The sequence below is a fragment of the Wenzhouxiangella sp. XN201 genome (assembly GCF_011008905.1).
In the GTDB taxonomy this organism is placed as follows: Bacteria; Pseudomonadota; Gammaproteobacteria; order Xanthomonadales; family Wenzhouxiangellaceae; genus Wenzhouxiangella.
In genome coordinates, this window is sequence record NZ_JAAIVI010000022.1 from 185,514 (window position 1) to 203,292 (window position 17,779).

The 17,779-nt window shown below is 65.1% G+C and carries 20 protein-coding genes and 1 other RNA gene; 6 read left to right on the plus strand and 15 right to left on the minus strand.

Annotated elements, in window-relative coordinates; translation table 11 throughout:
• Positions 1 to 32: 32 nt before the first annotated feature.
• Both G4Y73_RS13625 and glmS read left to right on the plus strand, forming a co-directional pair.
• Entirely contained in the window at positions 33 to 551 is a 519-nt protein-coding gene (locus tag G4Y73_RS13625; RefSeq protein WP_240451367.1) for a transcription termination/antitermination NusG family protein, read from the plus strand.
• Between the two features lie 3 nt (positions 552 to 554).
• Complete coding sequence (gene glmS, locus G4Y73_RS13630; protein WP_164232369.1) at positions 555 to 2,387, plus strand: glutamine--fructose-6-phosphate transaminase (isomerizing); 1,833 nt, start codon at positions 555 to 557, stop codon at positions 2,385 to 2,387.
• A gap of 30 nt (positions 2,388 to 2,417) precedes the next feature.
• On the opposite strand, the gene prmB is transcribed toward glmS, so the two are convergent.
• The 5 genes from prmB to G4Y73_RS13655 all read right to left on the minus strand — a co-directional run bounded on the left by prmB (position 2,418) and on the right by G4Y73_RS13655 (position 6,220).
• Positions 2,418 to 3,299: a 50S ribosomal protein L3 N(5)-glutamine methyltransferase gene (prmB, locus tag G4Y73_RS13635; protein ID WP_164232370.1), complete on the minus strand. Its 882-nt coding sequence runs from the start codon at positions 3,297 to 3,299 to the stop codon at positions 2,418 to 2,420.
• Positions 3,300 to 3,498: 199 nt separating this feature from the next.
• Positions 3,499 to 3,851, minus strand: an RNA gene (gene rnpB, locus G4Y73_RS13640) — RNase P RNA component class A.
• 69 nt (positions 3,852 to 3,920) lie between these two features.
• Positions 3,921 to 4,766, minus strand: coding sequence for an archaetidylserine decarboxylase (asd, locus tag G4Y73_RS13645; RefSeq protein WP_346426861.1), 846 nt, complete (start codon positions 4,764 to 4,766; stop codon positions 3,921 to 3,923).
• A complete protein-coding gene (locus tag G4Y73_RS13650; protein WP_164232371.1) occupies positions 4,763 to 5,401 on the minus strand; it encodes an SCO family protein in 639 nt (212 codons plus the stop codon). Before G4Y73_RS13650 ends, asd begins: the two co-directional genes overlap by 4 nt.
• 132 nt (positions 5,402 to 5,533) lie before the next feature.
• Positions 5,534 to 6,220, minus strand: a complete 687-nt coding sequence (locus G4Y73_RS13655) for a zinc metallopeptidase (RefSeq protein ID WP_164232372.1) — start codon at positions 6,218 to 6,220, stop codon at positions 5,534 to 5,536.
• A gap of 63 nt (positions 6,221 to 6,283) precedes the next feature.
• On the opposite strand from G4Y73_RS13655, the gene rsmI reads away from it, so the two are divergent.
• Genes rsmI through G4Y73_RS13670 form a run of 3 tightly spaced genes read left to right on the plus strand, consistent with a single transcriptional unit; the run spans position 6,284 to position 9,409 of the window.
• Positions 6,284 to 7,132 (plus strand): 16S rRNA (cytidine(1402)-2'-O)-methyltransferase, encoded by an 849-nt coding sequence (rsmI, locus tag G4Y73_RS13660; protein WP_164232373.1) that lies wholly within the window; start codon positions 6,284 to 6,286, stop codon positions 7,130 to 7,132.
• 53 nt (positions 7,133 to 7,185) lie between these two features.
• Positions 7,186 to 9,057: a penicillin-binding protein activator gene (locus G4Y73_RS13665; RefSeq protein WP_164232374.1), complete on the plus strand. Its 1,872-nt coding sequence runs from the start codon at positions 7,186 to 7,188 to the stop codon at positions 9,055 to 9,057.
• Positions 9,032 to 9,409: a YraN family protein gene (locus G4Y73_RS13670; RefSeq protein WP_164232375.1), complete on the plus strand. Its 378-nt coding sequence runs from the start codon at positions 9,032 to 9,034 to the stop codon at positions 9,407 to 9,409. The genes G4Y73_RS13665 and G4Y73_RS13670 overlap by 26 nt, the downstream gene beginning before the upstream one ends.
• Before the next feature lie 641 nt (positions 9,410 to 10,050).
• Here the strand turns inward: G4Y73_RS13670 and G4Y73_RS13675 are convergent.
• The 9 genes from G4Y73_RS13675 to glyA all read right to left on the minus strand — a co-directional run bounded on the left by G4Y73_RS13675 (position 10,051) and on the right by glyA (position 17,263).
• A complete protein-coding gene (locus tag G4Y73_RS13675) occupies positions 10,051 to 10,539 on the minus strand; it encodes a phosphatidylglycerophosphatase A (protein ID WP_164232376.1) in 489 nt (162 codons plus the stop codon).
• The gene (gene thiL, locus G4Y73_RS13680; RefSeq protein WP_164232433.1) at positions 10,529 to 11,473 is read right to left on the minus strand and encodes a thiamine-phosphate kinase; all 945 of its coding nucleotides are present in this window, start codon (positions 11,471 to 11,473) and stop codon (positions 10,529 to 10,531) included. Before thiL ends, G4Y73_RS13675 begins: the two co-directional genes overlap by 11 nt.
• Complete coding sequence (nusB, locus tag G4Y73_RS13685; protein ID WP_164232377.1) at positions 11,466 to 11,927, minus strand: transcription antitermination factor NusB; 462 nt, start codon at positions 11,925 to 11,927, stop codon at positions 11,466 to 11,468. The genes thiL and nusB overlap by 8 nt, the downstream gene beginning before the upstream one ends.
• A complete protein-coding gene (ribH, locus tag G4Y73_RS13690; protein WP_164232378.1) occupies positions 11,924 to 12,385 on the minus strand; it encodes a 6,7-dimethyl-8-ribityllumazine synthase in 462 nt (153 codons plus the stop codon). The genes nusB and ribH overlap by 4 nt, the downstream gene beginning before the upstream one ends.
• Before the next feature lie 8 nt (positions 12,386 to 12,393).
• Complete coding sequence (gene ribB / locus G4Y73_RS13695) at positions 12,394 to 13,509, minus strand: 3,4-dihydroxy-2-butanone-4-phosphate synthase (protein ID WP_164232379.1); 1,116 nt, start codon at positions 13,507 to 13,509, stop codon at positions 12,394 to 12,396.
• Positions 13,506 to 14,102 carry a riboflavin synthase gene (locus G4Y73_RS13700; RefSeq protein ID WP_164232380.1) on the minus strand — a complete coding sequence of 199 codons (597 nt, stop codon included), beginning with the start codon at positions 14,100 to 14,102 and terminating at the stop codon, positions 13,506 to 13,508. Before G4Y73_RS13700 ends, ribB begins: the two co-directional genes overlap by 4 nt.
• A 14-nt stretch (positions 14,103 to 14,116) precedes the next feature.
• Positions 14,117 to 15,193: a bifunctional diaminohydroxyphosphoribosylaminopyrimidine deaminase/5-amino-6-(5-phosphoribosylamino)uracil reductase RibD gene (gene ribD / locus G4Y73_RS13705; protein WP_240451369.1), complete on the minus strand. Its 1,077-nt coding sequence runs from the start codon at positions 15,191 to 15,193 to the stop codon at positions 14,117 to 14,119.
• Positions 15,194 to 15,314: 121 nt separating this feature from the next.
• Entirely contained in the window at positions 15,315 to 15,821 is a 507-nt protein-coding gene (gene nrdR, locus G4Y73_RS13710) for a transcriptional regulator NrdR (RefSeq protein WP_164232381.1), read from the minus strand.
• Between the two features lie 182 nt (positions 15,822 to 16,003).
• Positions 16,004 to 17,263: a serine hydroxymethyltransferase gene (glyA, locus tag G4Y73_RS13715; RefSeq protein ID WP_164232382.1), complete on the minus strand. Its 1,260-nt coding sequence runs from the start codon at positions 17,261 to 17,263 to the stop codon at positions 16,004 to 16,006.
• Here glyA and G4Y73_RS13720 point away from each other — a divergent pair.
• Positions 17,262 to 17,474: a hypothetical protein gene (locus G4Y73_RS13720; protein ID WP_164232383.1), complete on the plus strand. Its 213-nt coding sequence runs from the start codon at positions 17,262 to 17,264 to the stop codon at positions 17,472 to 17,474. The genes glyA and G4Y73_RS13720 overlap by 2 nt on opposite strands.
• Here the strand turns inward: G4Y73_RS13720 and G4Y73_RS13725 are convergent.
• Positions 17,455 to 17,778 carry a DUF1622 domain-containing protein gene (locus G4Y73_RS13725; RefSeq protein ID WP_164232384.1) on the minus strand — a complete coding sequence of 108 codons (324 nt, stop codon included), beginning with the start codon at positions 17,776 to 17,778 and terminating at the stop codon, positions 17,455 to 17,457. The genes G4Y73_RS13720 and G4Y73_RS13725 overlap by 20 nt on opposite strands.
• Between the last annotated feature and the right edge of the window lies 1 nt (position 17,779).

Sequence of the window (17,779 nt, forward strand, 5' to 3'; positions counted from 1 at the left end):
CTGGCAAAGGGGGCACACGAAGCGACCGGGGCATGGAGATGCAACATGAGCGCCTCTGGCGGGCAGTTTTCTGCAAGCCGGGCCAGGAAAGACGCGCCGAAGCGCACCTCGAAAACCAGGGTTTCGAGGTGTTTCTGCCGCGCGTTCGGACTCGCAACCGCGCGGGCGGCAGCTCGCGCCTACGCGTGCAGCCGATGTTTCCCCGCTACCTGTTCGTGAACCTGTGCGCACATGCCGAAGACTGGAGTACCATTCGCTCCACCCGCGGCGCGATCGGCCTGGTTCGCTTCGGCGAGCGCGTACCGGCGGTGCCGGGCGATTTCATCGACTACCTGATGACGCGCCACGACCAGTTCGGCGCCATCGACATGAGCGAAGCCATGGAAATCAGGCCCGATGACACCGTCGAGATCACCGACGGCGCCATGGCCGGCCTGCGCGCGATATTCCAGGCGAGAAGCGGTAAGGACCGCGTGGTGGTGCTGCTCAAATTGCTCGAATACGAACGAAAGGTGGAATTACCCGCCAGCGCGATCCGGAAGGTGGTTTGAATTATGTGCGGAATCGTAGGCGCCACCTCGGCGCGCAATATCACGCCCATCCTGCTCGAAGGCCTCAGGCGGCTGGAGTATCGTGGCTATGACTCCGCCGGCATGGCGGTCATCGACGGCCCGGCCATCGAGGTACGCCGCACCGTCGGCAAGGTCGAAGCGCTGACCGACTCGCTGGCCGCCAACCCGCTGGAATCGCACACCGGCATCGCCCACACCCGCTGGGCCACCCATGGCAAGCCGACCGAAGCCAACGCCCATCCGCACCGCTCGGGCCAGCGCCTGGCCGTGGTGCACAACGGCATCATCGAGAACTACGAGGCTCTGCGCAGCGAGCTCAAGGCAACCGGTTTCGAGTTCGCCTCCGAGACGGACACCGAGGTGATCGCGCACCTCATCGCACACGAAATGGACCAGCAAGACGACTTCGCCCAGGCCTTCTCGCGCGCGGTGGCCCGACTGGAAGGCGCCTACGCCCTGGCCGCCGTTACTCCGAAGGATCCCGAAGCCCTCTACCTGGCTCGCATGGGCTCGCCCCTGGTCATTGGCGTGTCGACCGAAGAGAGCTACATCGCCTCCGACCCCCTTGCCCTGCTACAGGTGACCGACCGCTTCATCCACCTCGAAAACGGCGATCTGGCCCGCGTCGACCGGCAGGAAGCACGGCTGTTCGACCTCAAGGGCAAGACCCTCAATCGCGAACCCGAGCGCTACGCCCACGATGACCAGGTGGCCAACAAGGGCGACTACCGACACTTCATGCTCAAGGAAATCCACGAGCAGCCCAAGGCCGTGGCCAATACCCTGGCCGACAAGCTCGGGACGCACGGCGTCCTGACCGAATCCCTGGGCCCGGAAGCCAACGCAATCCTGCCCAGGATCGAGAACGTCCACATCATCGCCTGCGGCACCAGCTACCACGCCGGGCTGGTGGCACGCTACTGGATCGAATCGATCGCCGGCATCCCGGTCAACGTGGAAGTCGCCAGCGAGTACCGCTACCGCGAACCGGTAGCGCCGCCCAATACCCTGTTCATCGGCATCTCACAGTCCGGGGAGACGGCGGACACCCTGGCCGCACTCAGATTTGCCAAGGAAAACAATTACCTGCAGACCCTGGCCCTGTGCAATATGCCCGGCTCCACCCTGGTGCGCGAATCAGGCCTGCGCCTGCTCACCCAGGCCGGAATCGAGATCGGCGTGGCCTCGACCAAGGCCTTCACCACCCAGCTCGCAGCACTTTACTGGCTGGCCCTGGCCCTGGGCCGGGCTCGTGGCCGGCTCAGCAAGGCGGCCGAGGAGAAAGCCGTCGGCACCTTACGTGCCCTGCCCGGCCTGATCGAGAAGGCACTGGACCTGGAAGACGAAGTCAAGCTCATCGCCGAGGATTTCGTCGACAAACACCATGCCCTGTTCCTGGGCCGCGGCACGCATTTCCCGATCGCCCTGGAGGGCGCGCTCAAGCTTAAGGAAATCAGCTACATCCATGCCGAGGCCTACCCGGCCGGCGAACTCAAGCACGGCCCCCTGGCCCTGGTCGATGAAGACATGCCCGTGGTCACCGTCGCCCCCGACGACCATCTCCTCGGCAAGCTCAGATCCAATCTCGAGGAAGTCCGGGCCCGCGGCGGCCAGTTGATCAACTTCATCGCCGAGAATATCGACATCCACGACGGCGAAGGCACCACCAATCTGAAAGTCCCCGGCATGAACAACGACACCAGCCCGATCATCGCCACGATTCCCCTGCAACTGCTGGCCTATCACGTGGCGCTGCTCAAGGGTACGGACGTCGACAAGCCGAGGAACCTGGCCAAATCGGTCACCGTGGAGTAGGTCGCGGCAACGCCCGCACCGGCAATGGCTTCAAACCTCGAAGGCCTTCGCCTCGATCAAAGCCACGCCGTCCCCACCGTGCTCGAATTCCAGCCAGGTGAATTCGATACCGCGTTCCAGCAATAGACTTTCCAGCGCTTCGGCGGCTTCGCCGACTTCCACGATCAGTACACCATCGTCTTCGAGATGATCGGCGGCGGTGTCGAGCAGGCGGCGGACCAGGTCGAGACCATCCTCGCCGGCTTCCAGGCCCAGGGCCGGTTCCCAGCGATATTCCGCGGGCAGTTCGGCCATCGAGGCCGTCGGCACGTAGGGCGGGTTGGCCAGGATGACGTCGTAGCGCCTGCCTGATACGGCATCCAGCAAGTCGGATTCGATCGCTTCCACGCGATCGCCCACGCCGTGGCGTTGCGCATTGGCTCGCGCCAGAGCCAGCGCCTCGGGGCTGATGTCGACGGCATCGACCGTCACTTCGGGCCAGTACACCGCCGTGGCGATCGCCAGGCAGCCCGACCCCGTCCCCACGTCCAGCACGCGCCGTAGCCGATCCGGCTCGATCCACGGCGCGAATCCTTCCACGATCAGTTCCGCCAGCGGCGAGCGCGGCACCAGAACGTTCTCGTCGACCTCGAAGGCAAGCCCGGCAAACCAGGCCTCGCCGATCAGGTAGGCCAGCGGCTTGCGCGTTTCGATCCGTTCGGTAATCAGAGCGTCGAAACGCCCGCGATCTTCTTCCGATACCTCCCGAGCCAGCGCTTCATCCTCAAAATCCGGCGCCAACCCGAACACGTGCGACGCCGCCCAGCACGCCTCGTCGATGGCGTTGTCGGTGCCGTGGCCGAAGAAGATTCCCGCTGATTGCATGCGGGCTGCGGCCTGGCGGATTAGGGTCTCAAGGCGGGAAGTTGTCATCTCGGTCAGTTGTTGGCTTGTTGGCTGGTTGGCTTGTTATCTGGTTCGGCAACCGAACGTCGTGCGGGGCGGCCAAGCCGCAATCGATCAGAGGCAAGCCATCGGACTTCTACGGCATACCGCAGCGTAGCTGCCCTCCAATCCCTGCAGATGCCGAACCAGCAAACCAGCGAACAAGCAAACCAGCCAACATGAATTTAGTGAGAGCCGGCCTGTAAGCCGGGTTCTGTCGTGGACAGTCATTCATCTGGGACGGCTGTCGCCAGCCGCCTCGAGCGGCCTACCCGGGTGCGGCGCGGGCCACGCCATCGCACCCCTATTTGGCCTTGCTTCGGGTGGGGTTTACCCTGCCACCACTGTTACCAGTCGCGCGGTGCGCTCTTACCGCACCTTTTCACCCTTACCTGTGCCGTTGCCGGCCATCGGCGGTATGTTTTCTGCGGCACTTTCCGTCGGCCCTTGCGGACCGCCCAGGCGTTACCTGGCACCCTGCCCTGCGAAGCCCGGACTTTCCTCCATGCCCGAAGGCACAGCGACTGTCCGGCCGGCTCTCGGCGTCGATTATGACACTGATGCTGGTACAGGGGTTCGTTTCCGATGCCGCTTGCCAGTCGTTGGTCCTCAGACCAATGCCTGGCCCATGCGCACGCGCCCTTCGGGACGCAGCGCCGACAACCAGCCGGGGAAGCCTGCCGGCGTGAGCACGATGACAGTCGAGCCCCAGTGGAAGCGGCCGAGTTCGTCGCCACGATCGAGGTGGAAGGATTCGATACTTCGTTCACGCACCCGGCGATCGGGCCGCAGGTCGGCCGGTCCGCCCCAGGCGGTCTGGATGCCGGCCACCAGCATGGCAGCCACCATCACCACAGCCACCGGTCCGTGATCGGTCTCCATCATCGCCACCATTCGCTCGTTGCGGGCGAACAGCTTCGGCACCGCCCGCGTCGTGGCCGCCGATACGCTGAATAGCTGCCCGGGAACGCGTACTTCCTCGACCACCTGCCCGGCGATCGGCGCATGGACGCGGTGATAGTCCCTGGGCGCAAGATAGATGGTGATGAAACTACCCTCTGAGAAAGCGCCAGCCCGCTCGTTTGAGCCGAGCAGTTCGGCGATTTCGTAGTCCAGTCCCTTGGCCTGCACGAGTGTCGTGCCGTCAATGCGTCCAAGCTGGCTGATGGTGCCGTCGCTCGGGCTGACGAGCCGCGCATCGTTCGCGATCGGCCGCGCTTCGGGCTTCAGCGTCCGGGTAAAAAAATCGTCGAAGCAGGCATAGTCGGCGATGTCGCTGCGCCGGGCCTCGGAAAGATCAACCCCGAACAGCCGCACGAACAGACGGATGAAGGGTTGGTGAAACCAGCGCGCCCGGCAGGTCGACAGCTTCCAGGCCAGCGCCGTCAGCAACTTCTGGGGCAGCAAATACTGCGGCCACACCCGCAGCCGCGCAGCCAGGGAAACTGAGCTCACCGCCCGAGCGCGAACAGGTCTGCGGCGATCGCCTGCCGTTCGAACGGCGGCGCGAAACGGCCATACAAACGCCCCTGCGGGTCGACGATCATGACCGAGGCCGAATGATCCACCGAGTAATAGCCATCTTCGCCCGGTTCACCCAGGTAATAGACCACGCCGAGCTGGCGGGTGAACGACTCGAGCGCGTCCGGGCTGCCGGTGGCACCGATGAAATCCGGGTTGAACCAGGCGACATACTCGGACAGGGCCTCGCCGGCATCGCGCTCGGGATCGACCGACACGAACACCACCTGTGGCTTGTGTTCGCGCCCCATCCTGTCGAGATCCCCCATCACCGCATCGAGCACCGCCAGGGTGTCCGGACAAATGTCCGGGCAGTTGGTGAAACCGAAAAACAGCAGCGACCAGTTGCCTTCCAGATCCGCACGCGTCAGCGGCTCGCCGGACGCCGTCTCGAGCTCGAATTCCGGCAGCGGCCGGGCTTCCGGAAAGGCCTGCGCGGCACGCAGCTCCTGGCTGCGATCGAACAGCTTGGACGAAACCACGATGCCGCTGGCGATGGCGGCCAAGGCGATCACAATCATCAGGAAAGCGCGGCCGGATTGGGGATGGTGTAGAGCAGCTCGGGTCATGAAGCGATTATATCTAAGAGTGAATGTTGGCTAGTTGGCTGGTTGGCTTGTTTGCTGGTTCGGCACACCGACGCATTGGAGCGCGGCTTCGCCGCGTGGGCCATTATGCCAACTGGAAAGCACAAAGGGCGCTTAGCGCCCAAGCAATCTCAGCCACCACCAGAAGTTGACCAGGCCGACCAGCGCGCCTGCCACGTAGGTAAAAGCGGCAGCAGTCAGTATTCGTCGCGCCGGGCGTCGATCTCCTGGCTTGAGATAGTCCCCCTTCTCGAGGATTGGTAGAGCGCGCCTGAAACTGGCGTCGAGCTCGGTCGGCAGGGTGAACAAATGCACGATCACGCCGGAAGCGAGCGAAGCCACGGCCACCCCGAGCAGGATCAGGCCAGCGCGCGGCAGGCGCAGTGCCAGCATGGCCACCGGCGCGAGCACGAGCAACACCATGCCGATGCGCTGAAAACGCTGCATCAGCTCGACCAGGCGGGTTCGCCACAGCAGCGGCCGATAGCCATCGGCATGCTGGATGGCGTGCCCCACTTCGTGGGCCGCCACGGTAATCGCCGTCAGCGAAGCGCCGCTATAGTGCTCGGGCCCGAGGCGAATGCATCGCTCGCGGGGATCGTAATGGTCTGCCCCCGACTCCCCTTCCTCCACGGTCACGGACTCCAGCCCCGCCCTTTCCAGCAGGTGCCGGGCCAGCTCGCCACCAGTGCCCTGGTAACGGTCATCAGGCTGGCGATAGCGGGCCAGCACGCGCTTGACCCACCACTGGGGCAGGAAAATGACGGCGACAAAAAGGACCACGAGGAATACCAGGTGCATGGGCGGAGATGATAACTGAACCCTGACCCTGAACCCCGACCCCAAACCCTCTAGAATCCTCCCATGACCGACACTTCCGCCCCCGGCACCCTCTGGGTCGTCGCCACACCGATCGGCAATCTCGACGACTTCACGCCGCGCGCTCGTGCGCTGCTGGAATCCACCGCGGTGATTGCCGCCGAGGACACGCGGGTCAGCTCGCGTCTGCTCACCGAGCGCCGGGAACCGGTGCAGTGGGTCAGCCTGCACGAACACAACGAGTCGCGGGCGATCGACGGCCTGATCGAGCAGCTGACGGCGGGTACGGACGTTGCCCTGATCAGCGACGCGGGCACGCCGCTGATTTCCGACCCCGGATACCGCCTGGTCTCGGCCGCCCACGCGGCCGGCATTCCGGTGCGAACCGTGCCGGGACCCTCGGCCGCCACCGCCGCCCTCTCGGTCGCCGGCCTGCCCACCGACCGCTTCCTGTTCGCCGGCTTTCTGCCCGCGCGCGCGTCGGCCCGGCGCAAGCATCTGCGCGAGCTGGCCCGACGCCACGAGACACTGGTTTTCTACGCGCCGGCCCGTGATCTGCCCGCGGTGCTGGACGACCTGGCCGCGGTCTTCGGACCTTCTCGAATGGCGACTCTGTGCCGGGAACTGACCAAACTGCACGAGACCGTCCGTCGCGACGCCCTGGAGGCCTTGCGGGACTGGACTCGCGACGACCCCGATCAGCAGCGCGGTGAAGCCGTGCTGGTGGTCGCCGGAAGCGACGATCCGGAGCGGGCCATCAACATCGATGCTCTGGCGATGGAGCTTGCGCGCGAACTGCCGCCTTCACGCGCGGCCAAGGTCCTGGCCCGCCTGACCGGTCTGGATCGCCAGACTGCCTGGCAACGGATCGAAGCCATCCGTTCCGAGGACTGAACCGCAAACTGAATGAGGCAGGATCCATGCCGGTGTTGGTTTATCATCGCCCCATGATGCGAATCCTGCTGACGGCCCTGCTCGCCCTTGTGATCGCTGCCTGCGCCCCGAGCGGTCCGGGCACCCGACCCGGAGTCGAAGTCGATCTGGGCGAGAACATCGAGCGCCTGCTTGACACTGGCGAGTTCCGCGCCGCCGCCGAGGCACTCGAACAACGCGCCGAAGCGCAGCCACAACAGCGCGATATGTTTCTCGTCCGCGCTGCCGAAGCCTGGCTCGCGGCGCAGGCTTTCGAACGGGCTGAGGCCACCGTGGCCAGGATCAACCCGGCGGCCCTCGCGCGTGAGGACCGGATTCGTCTCGACCTGGTCCAGGCCGAGTTGGCGATGCGCCGCGGCGATCTGGCCAATGCCGGCTGGCTGCTGGCCAGCACCGCCGAGCGCCTGCCGGCTTCGCTGAGCGAACGCCACGCCGAGCTGGAAGCGCTGCTGCTCGAACTCGAGTCGAGTCCCGTGCGCGACGCCCTCGATGCCCTGCAGCAGGCCGTGGAAGAGCCCGACTTCGAAGGCGAGACGGCGCTGGCCCTGCTGCTGGAATTTCCGCTTGCCGAGCTTGAGGGTGTCCTGTACGAGGTGAGCGACCAGGCCCGGCTGATGCCCTGGCTGGATCTGGTCATCACTGCGCGCGAGCATTTGCTCGACGACGAAGCCCTCGGTGCGGCGCTGGATTCCTGGGAAAGCCGCTGGAGGGCCGTCGACTATCCGGCTGCCGAAGCACGCCGGTGGATCGCCGCCTGGCGGCAGACACGGCCCCTGCCGTCGCGCGTAACCGTGCTGCTCCCCGACTCCGGCTCGCCCCTTCATCGCCCCGGGGAGGCCCTGCGCGAGGGCTTGTTGGCCGGCTGGCTGCAGCTCACGCCGGATCGTCGACCGCAACTCGAATTTCGCTACATCGGCGAGGCCCCGGAGGATGCCGTGTCAGCCTGGTTCGATGCGCGGGAAAACGGCACCGAGTTCCTGATCGGGCCGCTGGGTCAGGCGCAGGCCGATGCCTTGTCACGCCAGCCGGATGCCGGCCTGATTCCGACCCTGTTGCTCAACCTACCCGACGACCCGCAACTGTTGAGCGAATCAGGTGGAGAAATCATGGCGCTGGCCCTGCCGCCTGAAAGCGAGGCCGAGCTGGCCGCCATTCATGCGCTCGCCACCGGCCACAAACGCGCCCTGGTCCTGTCGCAGTACTCGAGCTGGGGTGAGCGCGTTTCCCGCGCCTTCATCGACACCTTCTCGCTCGGTGGCGGACGGGTGGTGGAGGAACGCATCTACGACCCCGAACTGCCCGACCACTCGATTCTGCTCAAGGAAGTGCTCGAAGTCGATGACTCGGAAGCGCGCATCGCCCGCATGTCATCCCTTCTGGGCGACTCGGTCGAGTCCGTGGCGCAGCGCCGGACGGACATCGACGTGATCTTTCTGGGCGCACGTGCCGACGACGGTCGACTGCTGCGTCCGCAGCTGGAATTCTTCGATGCCGGCGATCTCACCCTGATGGCGACTTCCTACATCGTCGACGGGGCCCCGCGACCGGAGCGCGACCGCGATCTCGACGGCGTCACGACACCCATGCCGCCCTGGTTCCTGGACTTCACCCCGGCCGGCGTCGTACGCGAGCGCGCCGGTACGCTTTACGACGGCCTCGACAACGCCACCCTGTCGCGCCTGCATGCGCTGGGACGCGACGCCATCGCCCTGCTGCCCTGGCTGGCCATGATGCGGGACGACCCGACGCTCGAACTGCCGGGGATGGTGGGTCGGCTGAGCCTGCCCGACGGCCACATCGTCCGGCGCGACCTGCCGGTCATCGAGCTGCGGGGCGGATACGCCCGACCGGCCCGGATCGATGAGCGAGAAACGACTAACCGGTAATCGCGGCGAGCGGCAGGCGGAGGATTTCCTCGCCGCGCGCGGACTGCGACTGGTCAGCCGCAACTACCAGTGCCGCGCCGGGGAGATCGACCTGGTCATGCTCGATCCCAACCCGTCCGACACCGAGGTGCTGGCCTTCATCGAGGTGCGGCTGCGCGGACCGGGCGCTCGGGTCGACTCCATCGACAGCATTGACGAACGTAAGCAGCGTCGCCTGATCAGCGCCGCTCGCCACTTCCTGATGATTCATCCGGAATGGCAGGAACATGCCTGCCGCTTCGACGTGGTCGGAATCGACGGCCGGGACGATGAACTGCGCTGGATTCCCGGGGCTTTCGAACTGGCCGGTTGAGAGCTGGCGGCTGCTTCGCAGGTGGCGTAGCCTGCCGGCTCTGTGCGGGGTGCACGTTGCGGGAGCACCTGCCCGCGGTGCAGGCCTCGACAAGTCAAAGGCGGTTTCGCCCGCCTGCTTCGCAGGCTGATGGCGAGTAACTTTTTTCCCGCGCGAAAAAAGTCACCAAAAAACGCGCTTAAAACACGCGGTTGGTCCGCAGGGCCAGATGGCTTTAAGGGCTTAACGGAGATACCGCTTCTGCCTTCGCGATGGCTCGTTCCCGGAACATAGTGGCCTCAGCAGAGCTGGGGAGTTGCCCGCAACTGAACGGTATGGCCTCGATGAGGTCGGCTTCGATGGATGTTGGAATAGGGTCAAGGGTCGGCAGCCCCCTTCGAAGTCGTGGTGCCAGACCAGGGCCCTCACCAAGCCTTGTCGCAAGCCAGCATGTGCCTCAGGCGGGCTTAAGCAAAGCCCCAGCCGGAGTTCTGAAGCCAATCCGCTTAGAGGTTCCTGAGACGTTGGCCGTCATCTTTTAAGCGCGTTTTTTGGGCACTTTTTTGGCGCGACAAAAAAGTGCCTCGCCGAAAGCGCCTGCGAAGCAGGCCGGGCGAGACCGCTTTTGACGTGTCGAAGCCCGCACCGCGGGCAGGCTGCATCTACATACCGATCACGTAAGCAACAACCCCCAACACCGCCAGTGCATAGCCGGCGGCCAGCAGGTCGTCGAGCATCACGCCGAGCCCGCCATGAATGCGGCGATCGAGCCAGCCGATCGGCCAGGGCTTGAGGATGTCGAAGAGCCGGAACAAGGCAAATCCGGCCAGCCACCAGCCCCAGTGGAAGGGAATGCAGACCAGCACCAGCCACATGCCGACAAATTCGTCCCAGACGATGCCGCTGTGATCGTGCTCGCCGAGCCTTCGTCCCACCCGCCCGCACAGCCAGATCCCCGCCAGGAAAGCGATAGCGATGAAAATCAAGGCATTGATCAGCGGCACCTGGACGAGGAGCAGCGCGGGCAGCAGCGCAACCACGCTGCCGGCAGTGCCGGGTGCCTTCGGCGCCAGGCCGCTGCCGAAGCCGAAGGCCAGCAGGCCCTCGATCGTGCCCAGCGCGATGTCCTGGGTACGTCGATCAAGGGCCATGAAAGTGGTCCCATCCTGGTGAATCGATTGCAACCGGGTGCCCCTGCCCGTCGAGGCAGCGCACTTGCCCGCCGTCGGTCACGCAGCCGATATCGCTTAGCGCAACACCGGCCTGCGCGGCCAGCCGCGGCAGATTCGCCATTTCCGCCTCGGGCAGCACCGCCAGCAGTTCGTAATCGCTGCCGCCGCCGGTTTGCAGGCACCTGCGATCGGCTTGCGCGTCGACCGCCTCGAGCAGCGCGTCGGAGACCGGCAGCGCATCCAGATCCAGGTCGGCCCCCTGCCCCTCTCCAAGCAGATGACCCAGGTCGGCCAGCAGGCCGTCAGAGAGATCGATCATGGCGCGGGCCATACCGGCCAACACCAAGCCGGCGCGAACGCGCGCGGTCGGCCGATGCAGACGCTCTCGCAGGGCGGTGGGTGCATGGCCGCCGAGCTCAAGGGCAGCAGCGGCATCGCCCAGGGTGCCGGTTACCACCAGACGGTCGCCGGCCTGCGCGCCGCGTCGGGTCACGGCCTGTCCGGCGGGCACTTCGCCGAGCAGTTGCAGGCCGATATTCAGCGGGCCGCGGGCCAGGTTGCCGCCAACCAGCGCCAACCCGGTTTCCGCCGCAGCCTCGAGAAAGCCGTCGAGCAAGCCGTCCAGCCAGTCGGCATCGGCATCCGGCAGGGTCAGCGCAAGCAGCGCCCAGCGCGGAGTCGCGCCCATGGCGGCAAGATCGCTCAAATTGGCCTGGGCGGCCAGGTAGCCGATGTCGGCCGGGGGCCAGTCGGGCGTGAAATGACGTCCGAGCACCAGCGAATCGGTGGTCGCGACCAGTTCGTGACCGGGCGTGGGCGCAAGCACGGCGGCATCGTCGCCGATGCCCACCACGACCCCGGAAGCGGCCGGCACACGCCGGCGAATGCGCTCGATCAGCTCGAACTCAGCCATCACCGTCGACGGCTTCGCGCTCGCTCGCACGCGTTTCGCGCGACAGGCGATCGAGCACGCCATTGACGAAGGTATGCGCCTTCTCGGCACCGAAGCGATGCGCCAGCTCCAGGGCTTCGTCGATGATCACGCGGTAGGGGGTTTCGGGGTGATGGATCAGTTCGCAGGCACCCAGCCTCAGGATCGCGCGCTCCATCTGATCGAGGCTGGCGTCGACCCGCACCACGTGCGGCGCGAGCGCTTCGTCGAGTGCATCGCGGTTGGCCACCACTTCGCGCACCAGGGTCTCGAAGTAACTCGAGTCGACACCGTCGAAGCTCTGCTCTTCGCGGAACTGCTCGATGATCGCCGCGGCCGAGTCATCGTTGATCTGCCATTGGTAGAGCGCCTGCAATGCGCGCCGGCGAGCGCGGCGACGAGGCTCGAACGGGCTGACGGTCCGGCGCCGGCTCACGATGCGACCCGACGCTTGAAATCGATCATGTCGAGCACGGCCAGTGCGGCCTCGCGCCCCTTGTTCTTGCGCTGCGGATCGGCACGCTCGATCGCCTGCTCACCATTCTCGGGCGTGAGCACGCCAAAGCCCACCGGCACGCCGGTGTCGAGTTGGGTCTGCTGCAGGCCACGCGCACACTCGGCGGAAATGAAGTCGAAATGCGCCGTTTCGCCACGGACTACGGCACCGAGGGCGATGACGCCGTCGAAACGGCCGCTGTCGGCCATTTCCCGGCAGGCCAGCGGCAGTTCCCAGGCGCCCGGCACGGGGTGGACTTCGATGTGATCTTCGCCCAGCCCGGCATCGAGCAGCGCCTGGCGGCACCCGGCCAGCAGCCGGTCGGTGATTTCGGGATTGAACCGGGCCACAGCGATGGCAATGCGCGTGTTGTCGCTGGCGGGATGCGGATCATTCATGACGTTGTTCAGCCCTCTTCCTCGGGAACGACGTAGTCGGTGATTTCCAGCCCGAAACCGTCGAGCGCATGCAGGCGCTTGGGCGCGCCGAAGACCTGCATGCGACGAATGCCCAGCTCGGCGATGATCTGCGCCGCAACACCGTAGCTTCGCAACTCACGCGCAGCCTGGTCGCGCTCACCGGCTTGCGGACCGGTTCCGCCGCCCTTGAGGCCGGCGAGCCGTTCCTCGTCATCTTCATCATAGCCCAGGACCAGGGCCAGGCCCCGGCCGCGCCGGGCAATATCGGCCAGAACCGCATTCAGCGGCATGCCGAAGCCGGGGTCGGTCAGGGCCAGCACATCGCCGAGCAATTCGGGTACGTGCACACGCACGGGGAAAGGCGCATCGGGCTCGATCTCGCCGCGAATCAGGGCCCAGTGCAGGCGCGCAGTGATGCGATCACGGAAGACCTTGAGCTCGAACGGACCGTGCGCCGTTCCCACGGTCTGGGCATGCACGCACTCGACGTTCTGTTCGGTGCTCATGCGGTAGCGGATCAGGTCGGCGACGCTGCCCATCTTCAGCTCGTGCATCCGGACGAATTCCTCCAACTCGGGCCGGCGCGCCATGGTGCCGTCTTCGTTGAGAATCTCGACCAGTACACCGGACGGCTCCAGGCCGGCCAGCAGGGCCAGGTCCATGCTCGCCTCGGTATGGCCGGCGCGTGCCAGCACCCCGCCGGGCTGGGCCATGAGGGGAAAGACGTGACCGGGCTGGGTCAGATCGTCCGGGCGCGCATCCGGTGCCACCGCCGTACGGACGGTATGGGCGCGATCGTAGGCCGATATGCCGGTGGTTACGCCGGTAGCCGCCTCGATCGAGACGGTGAAGTTGGTCTGGTGGTGACGATCGGTATCGCGCACCATCAATTGCAGGCCGAGCTGCCGGCAGCGCTCGCGGGTGAGCGACAGGCAAATCAGGCCGCGGCCGTAACGCGCCATGAAATTGATGTCTTCGGGCCGGACCAGCGGGGCAGCCATGATCAGGTCGCCCTCGTTCTCGCGGTCTTCGTCGTCGAGCATGACGACCATTCGGCCCTTGCCGATGTCGTCGATGATGGATTCGATTGAATCAAAACTCATTGGCTTGCTCCTAGCAGCCGTTCGATGTATCGCGCCAGCTGATCAACCTCGAGATTGACGCGGGCGCCGCGCGCGAGCCGCCCGAGGGTGGTCACGGCCAGGGTGTGGGGAATCAGGTTGACCTCGAATTCGAGGCCGTCGACGGCATTGACGGTCAGGCTGACGCCGTCGAGCGTGACCGAGCCCTTCTCGGCGATGAATCGCGCCAGCGTCTCCGGCACCCTCAAGCGAGCGATGCGGCTCTCCCCCGAGGGGTGGATCGACACCACTTCGGCCAATCCGTCGATGTGGCCACTGACCAGATGTCCGCCGAGGCGGTCACCGACGGCCAGGGCCGGTTCGAGGTTGACCGGATCGCCCGACTCGAGCGCGCCCAGGCTGGTGCGCTCGAGCGTCTCGGCCGACAGATCGGCGCTGAAGCCCTGCGCGTCGAGGGCCAGGGCGGTCAGGCAGCAGCCGGCAACCGCCACGCTGTCACCTTCCTGCCAACGCGATGGCTCGAGCAAGGGGCAATCGATGCGCAGCCGGCTGCCTGCTTGCGAGGGCGTGATCCGACTGACCGTACCCACGGTCTGGATGATTCCGGTAAACATGACGGTAATTCAGTTCAAGTCTGCGGGCGGTACAGAAAACGCCAGTCCGATCCGAGCCGGCGGTAGTCGATCAGGTCAAGATGGAGGCGCTGGTCAAATTTTTCCATCCCCGCCAGTGCCAGCAGCGACCGGCCCCGCCCGATCAGGCACGGCGCCTGGTAAATCAGCAGCTCGTCAACCAGGCCCGCCTGCAGCAGGGCGCCGGAAAGCACCGGGCCGGCTTCGACGTGCACGGTGTTGATCTCGCGCTCGGCAAGTCGCGCCATCAGCACGGTGAGATTGACCCGGCCGGACAGATCGCGTGGCAGCTGCCACCACTCCATTCCAGCCTCCGATCGGGGTTCAGTGCAACTGGCCACAAGCACCGGGCCCGGCAAGCCGGTCAGTCGCAATCTCTCCGGCAGGCGGCCGTCGCTGTCGACGACCACGCGCAGCAGCTCGCGCTCGAACCCCGGCAGGCGGACATTCAACCGCGGATCGTCGGCCAGGACGGTTCCGATACCGGTCAGAATGCAGGAGGATGCGGCGCGCCAGCGCTGCACATCGGCACGCGCCGCCTCGCCGGTGATCCACTGCGACTGCCCATCGGCGCCGGCCGTGAATCCGTCCAGGCTGGTGGCCAGCTTGACCCGTACCCAGGGGCGGCCGCGCTCGTGGCGGCTGACGAAACCGCGGTTGAGTTCGCGCGCTTTCGATTCCATCAGCCCGGTACGTACAGTGATGCCGGCACGCGCAAGCCGATCATGGCCGGCTCCGGCAACGCGCTCGTCCGGGTCGGGCATGGCCGAGATCACCGCGCCGACACCGGCCTCGATCAGGGCGTTGGCGCAGGGTGGTGTCCGGCCCTGGTGGCTACAGGGCTCCAGGGTCACGTAGGCGGTTGCGCCGCGCGCCCGGGCACCGGCCTCCTGAAGCGCCAGGGTTTCAGCATGCGGCTCGCCCGCAGCGCGGTGAAAGCCACGGCCGAGCACTTCACCATCGGCGACGATCACGCAGCCGACAGCCGGGTTCGGATCGGCGGTCAGCCGGCCCTTTTCCGCCAGGCGGAGGGCCTCGGCCATGTGGCGGTGATCATCATCGGTGAAAGTCATGGCACGATCACTCGAAATTCCATGGAACCACGGAAGGCACTGAAAACACGGAGATTGAATTCAATTTGCTCAGACAGATTCCGCGTCATTCCGTGATTTCCGTGGTTACCCAAAAATCAGATCAGTCTTCGCGGTCGTCGAGCAGGGAGATCTGGCGGCGATCGATCATGCCGGGATTCTCGCGTTCGAGTTTCTCGATCTCCTCGCGGAAAGCCTGAACATCCTCGAAGCGACGATAGACCGAGGCAAAGCGGACGTAAGCGACCTTGTCCAGGTGCGAGAGCTCCGCGGCGACCCAGTCACCCAGTTGCTGGCTGGAAATTTCGGCCTCGTCCAGGGTGCGGATCTCACGCACCAATTTTCGGATGGCGCGTTCGACCAACTGTGTCTCCACCGGCCGCTTTTCCAGCGCCTTGGTCATGCCGCGACGGAGCTTGTCCTCGTCGAAGGCCTCCCGCGACCCGTCGGACTTGATCACGTTGGGCGCCTTCAGTGCTGGCGTCTCGAGGGTGTTGAAGCGCGCCCCGCAGTCGGCACACTCACGCCGGCGCCGGATCTGGAAACCGTCGGAGGCCAGCCGCGAGTCGACAACGCGAGTATCAGTGTGATTACAGAACGGGCACCACATGAATTAGTGCCCCGAAGCCTCACGCCAAGACGCCAAGGCGCGAAGTTCGCCAAGAGGCGATACTGTCTTTTGATCCATGTGGCGCTTGGATCTTGGCAAAATGTGGGAGCTGAACCAAATAGCTAGCGTCAGATTCTTCATTTACTTGGCGCCCTTGGCGTCTTCGCGCCTTGGCGTGAGGCTCAACGCCGGTAAACCGGATACCGGCGGCATAGATCGAGCGCCGACTCCTTGACGCGGGCCTCAACCGACTCGTCGCCGATGTTGTCGAGGAGGTCACAGATCAACCCGGCCAATTCGCGGCAGTCCTGTTCGTCGAAGCCGCGGGTGGTGGCCGCCGGCGTGCCGATTCGCAAGCCCGAGGTCACGAAGGGTGAGCGCGGTTCTCCCGGCACGGTGTTCTTGTTGACGGTGATGTTGGCCCGTCCGAGTGCGGCTTCGGCATCCTTGCCGGTGATGTCCTTGTCGATGAGATCGATCAAAAACAGATGATTGTCGGTGCCGCCGGAAACGACCTTGTAACCTCGCTCCATGATGACCTCGGCCATGGCGCGGGCGTTATCGACCACCCGCTGCTGGTAGGCCTTGAAGTCCGGCTCGAGCGCTTCCTTGAAGGCCACGGCCTTGGCGGCGATGACGTGCATCAGCGGCCCGCCCTGGCAGCCGGGAAAGACCAGTGACTGGAACTTCTTGACCAGTTTCTCGTCCTCGCCGCTGGCCAGGATGATGCCACCGCGCGGCCCGCGCAGCGTCTTGTGGGTGGTCGATGTCACGGCATGGGCATGCGCCACCGGGTTGGGATAGACACCGGCAGCAATCAGGCCGGCCACGTGCGCCATGTCGACCATGAACCAGGCACCCACCTCGTCGGCGATCTGCCGCATCCTGGCCCAGTCGACGACCCGCGAATAGGCCGAGAAACCGCCGATCAGCATCTTCGGCTTGTGCTCCCGAGCGAGTTCGGCCATACGGTCGTAGTCGATCTCGCCGGTCTCGTGATCGAGGCCATAGTGGACCGCATTGAAAACCTTGCCGGAAAAATTGACCGGTGACCCGTGGGTCAGATGGCCGCCCTCGGACAAATCCATGCCCAGAATGGTGTCCCCGGGATCGAGCAGCGCGAGATAGACGGCCTGGTTGGCCTGCGAGCCCGAGTGCGGCTGAACATTGGCATAGCCGGCGCCGAACAGTTGCTTGACGCGCTCGATGGCCAGGTTTTCGGCGATATCGACGTACTCGCAGCCGCCGTAGTAACGCTTGCCGGGATAGCCCTCGGCATACTTGTTGGTCAGCACCGAGCCCTGGGCTTCCAGCACCCGCGGGCTGGCGTAGTTTTCCGAGGCGATCAGTTCGATGTGGTCTTCCTGTCGCTGCTCCTCGGAGCCAATAGCGGCAGCCAGTTCATCATCGAAACCGGCAATGGTGAAGGACTTGTCGAACATGGGTCAGTTTTCCGGCTTTGAAAGCCCGCCAATGGTATCACTAAGTGTTGTACGCCAGCCGGTGCGGCAGGCCCTGGCCTGTGTTCTGATCATCACCTCCAGTCCGTTCCCGGGCTATGTACAAGCGCAATCCGAATCCGGGCAACATCCGCCCGGTGCTTCAAATGCACCACCAACTGGTTCAATGATCGTCAATCCTCATGATTCTTGATTTCGAGGTGCAGCGTGAATACCAGGAAGCTGCGGATGAGGATAATCATGCCCAGCATCAGCACGCTTTCCAGGGTGTAGTCGACAGCCACGGTCTTGATGATGTCGGCGGCAACCAGGAACTCCAGGCCAAGGACCAATCCACGCACACTCTGGCGCCGATAGGCGACGTAGTTTTCATGCATCGAGTTTCTGGTCAGGTTGCGCAGCCACATCGCGGTAGCCACCAGGAAGCCAGCCACGATCACCAGGATGCCGATTCCCTCGAGCGCGTGAATCAGGAACTGGACGGCTTCCAGAAACATC

Excerpts from the sequence above, each read along its gene's own strand:
- G4Y73_RS13625 (WP_240451367.1), top strand. The coding sequence starts at position 33 with ATGGAGATGCAACATGAGCGCCTCTGGCGGGCAGTTTTCTGCAAGCCG.
- glmS (WP_164232369.1), top strand. The coding sequence starts at position 555 with ATGTGCGGAATCGTAGGCGCCACCTCGGCGCGCAATATCACGCCCATC.
- prmB (WP_164232370.1), bottom strand. The coding sequence starts at position 3,299 with ATGACAACTTCCCGCCTTGAGACCCTAATCCGCCAGGCCGCAGCCCGC.
- G4Y73_RS13650 (WP_164232371.1), bottom strand. The coding sequence starts at position 5,401 with ATGACCCGAGCTGCTCTACACCATCCCCAATCCGGCCGCGCTTTCCTG.
- G4Y73_RS13655 (WP_164232372.1), bottom strand. The coding sequence starts at position 6,220 with ATGCACCTGGTATTCCTCGTGGTCCTTTTTGTCGCCGTCATTTTCCTG.
- rsmI (WP_164232373.1), top strand. The coding sequence starts at position 6,284 with ATGACCGACACTTCCGCCCCCGGCACCCTCTGGGTCGTCGCCACACCG.
- G4Y73_RS13665 (WP_164232374.1), top strand. The coding sequence starts at position 7,186 with ATGATGCGAATCCTGCTGACGGCCCTGCTCGCCCTTGTGATCGCTGCC.
- G4Y73_RS13670 (WP_164232375.1), top strand. The coding sequence starts at position 9,032 with ATGAGCGAGAAACGACTAACCGGTAATCGCGGCGAGCGGCAGGCGGAG.
- G4Y73_RS13675 (WP_164232376.1), bottom strand. The coding sequence starts at position 10,539 with ATGGCCCTTGATCGACGTACCCAGGACATCGCGCTGGGCACGATCGAG.
- thiL (WP_164232433.1), bottom strand. The coding sequence starts at position 11,473 with ATGGCTGAGTTCGAGCTGATCGAGCGCATTCGCCGGCGTGTGCCGGCC.
- ribH (WP_164232378.1), bottom strand. The coding sequence starts at position 12,385 with ATGAATGATCCGCATCCCGCCAGCGACAACACGCGCATTGCCATCGCT.
- ribB (WP_164232379.1), bottom strand. The coding sequence starts at position 13,509 with ATGAGTTTTGATTCAATCGAATCCATCATCGACGACATCGGCAAGGGC.
- G4Y73_RS13700 (WP_164232380.1), bottom strand. The coding sequence starts at position 14,102 with ATGTTTACCGGAATCATCCAGACCGTGGGTACGGTCAGTCGGATCACG.
- ribD (WP_240451369.1), bottom strand. The coding sequence starts at position 15,193 with ATGACTTTCACCGATGATGATCACCGCCACATGGCCGAGGCCCTCCGC.
- nrdR (WP_164232381.1), bottom strand. The coding sequence starts at position 15,821 with ATGTGGTGCCCGTTCTGTAATCACACTGATACTCGCGTTGTCGACTCG.
- G4Y73_RS13720 (WP_164232383.1), top strand. The coding sequence starts at position 17,262 with ATGGGTCAGTTTTCCGGCTTTGAAAGCCCGCCAATGGTATCACTAAGT.
- glyA (WP_164232382.1), bottom strand. The coding sequence starts at position 17,263 with ATGTTCGACAAGTCCTTCACCATTGCCGGTTTCGATGATGAACTGGCT.
- G4Y73_RS13725 (WP_164232384.1), bottom strand. The coding sequence starts at position 17,778 with ATGTTTCTGGAAGCCGTCCAGTTCCTGATTCACGCGCTCGAGGGAATC.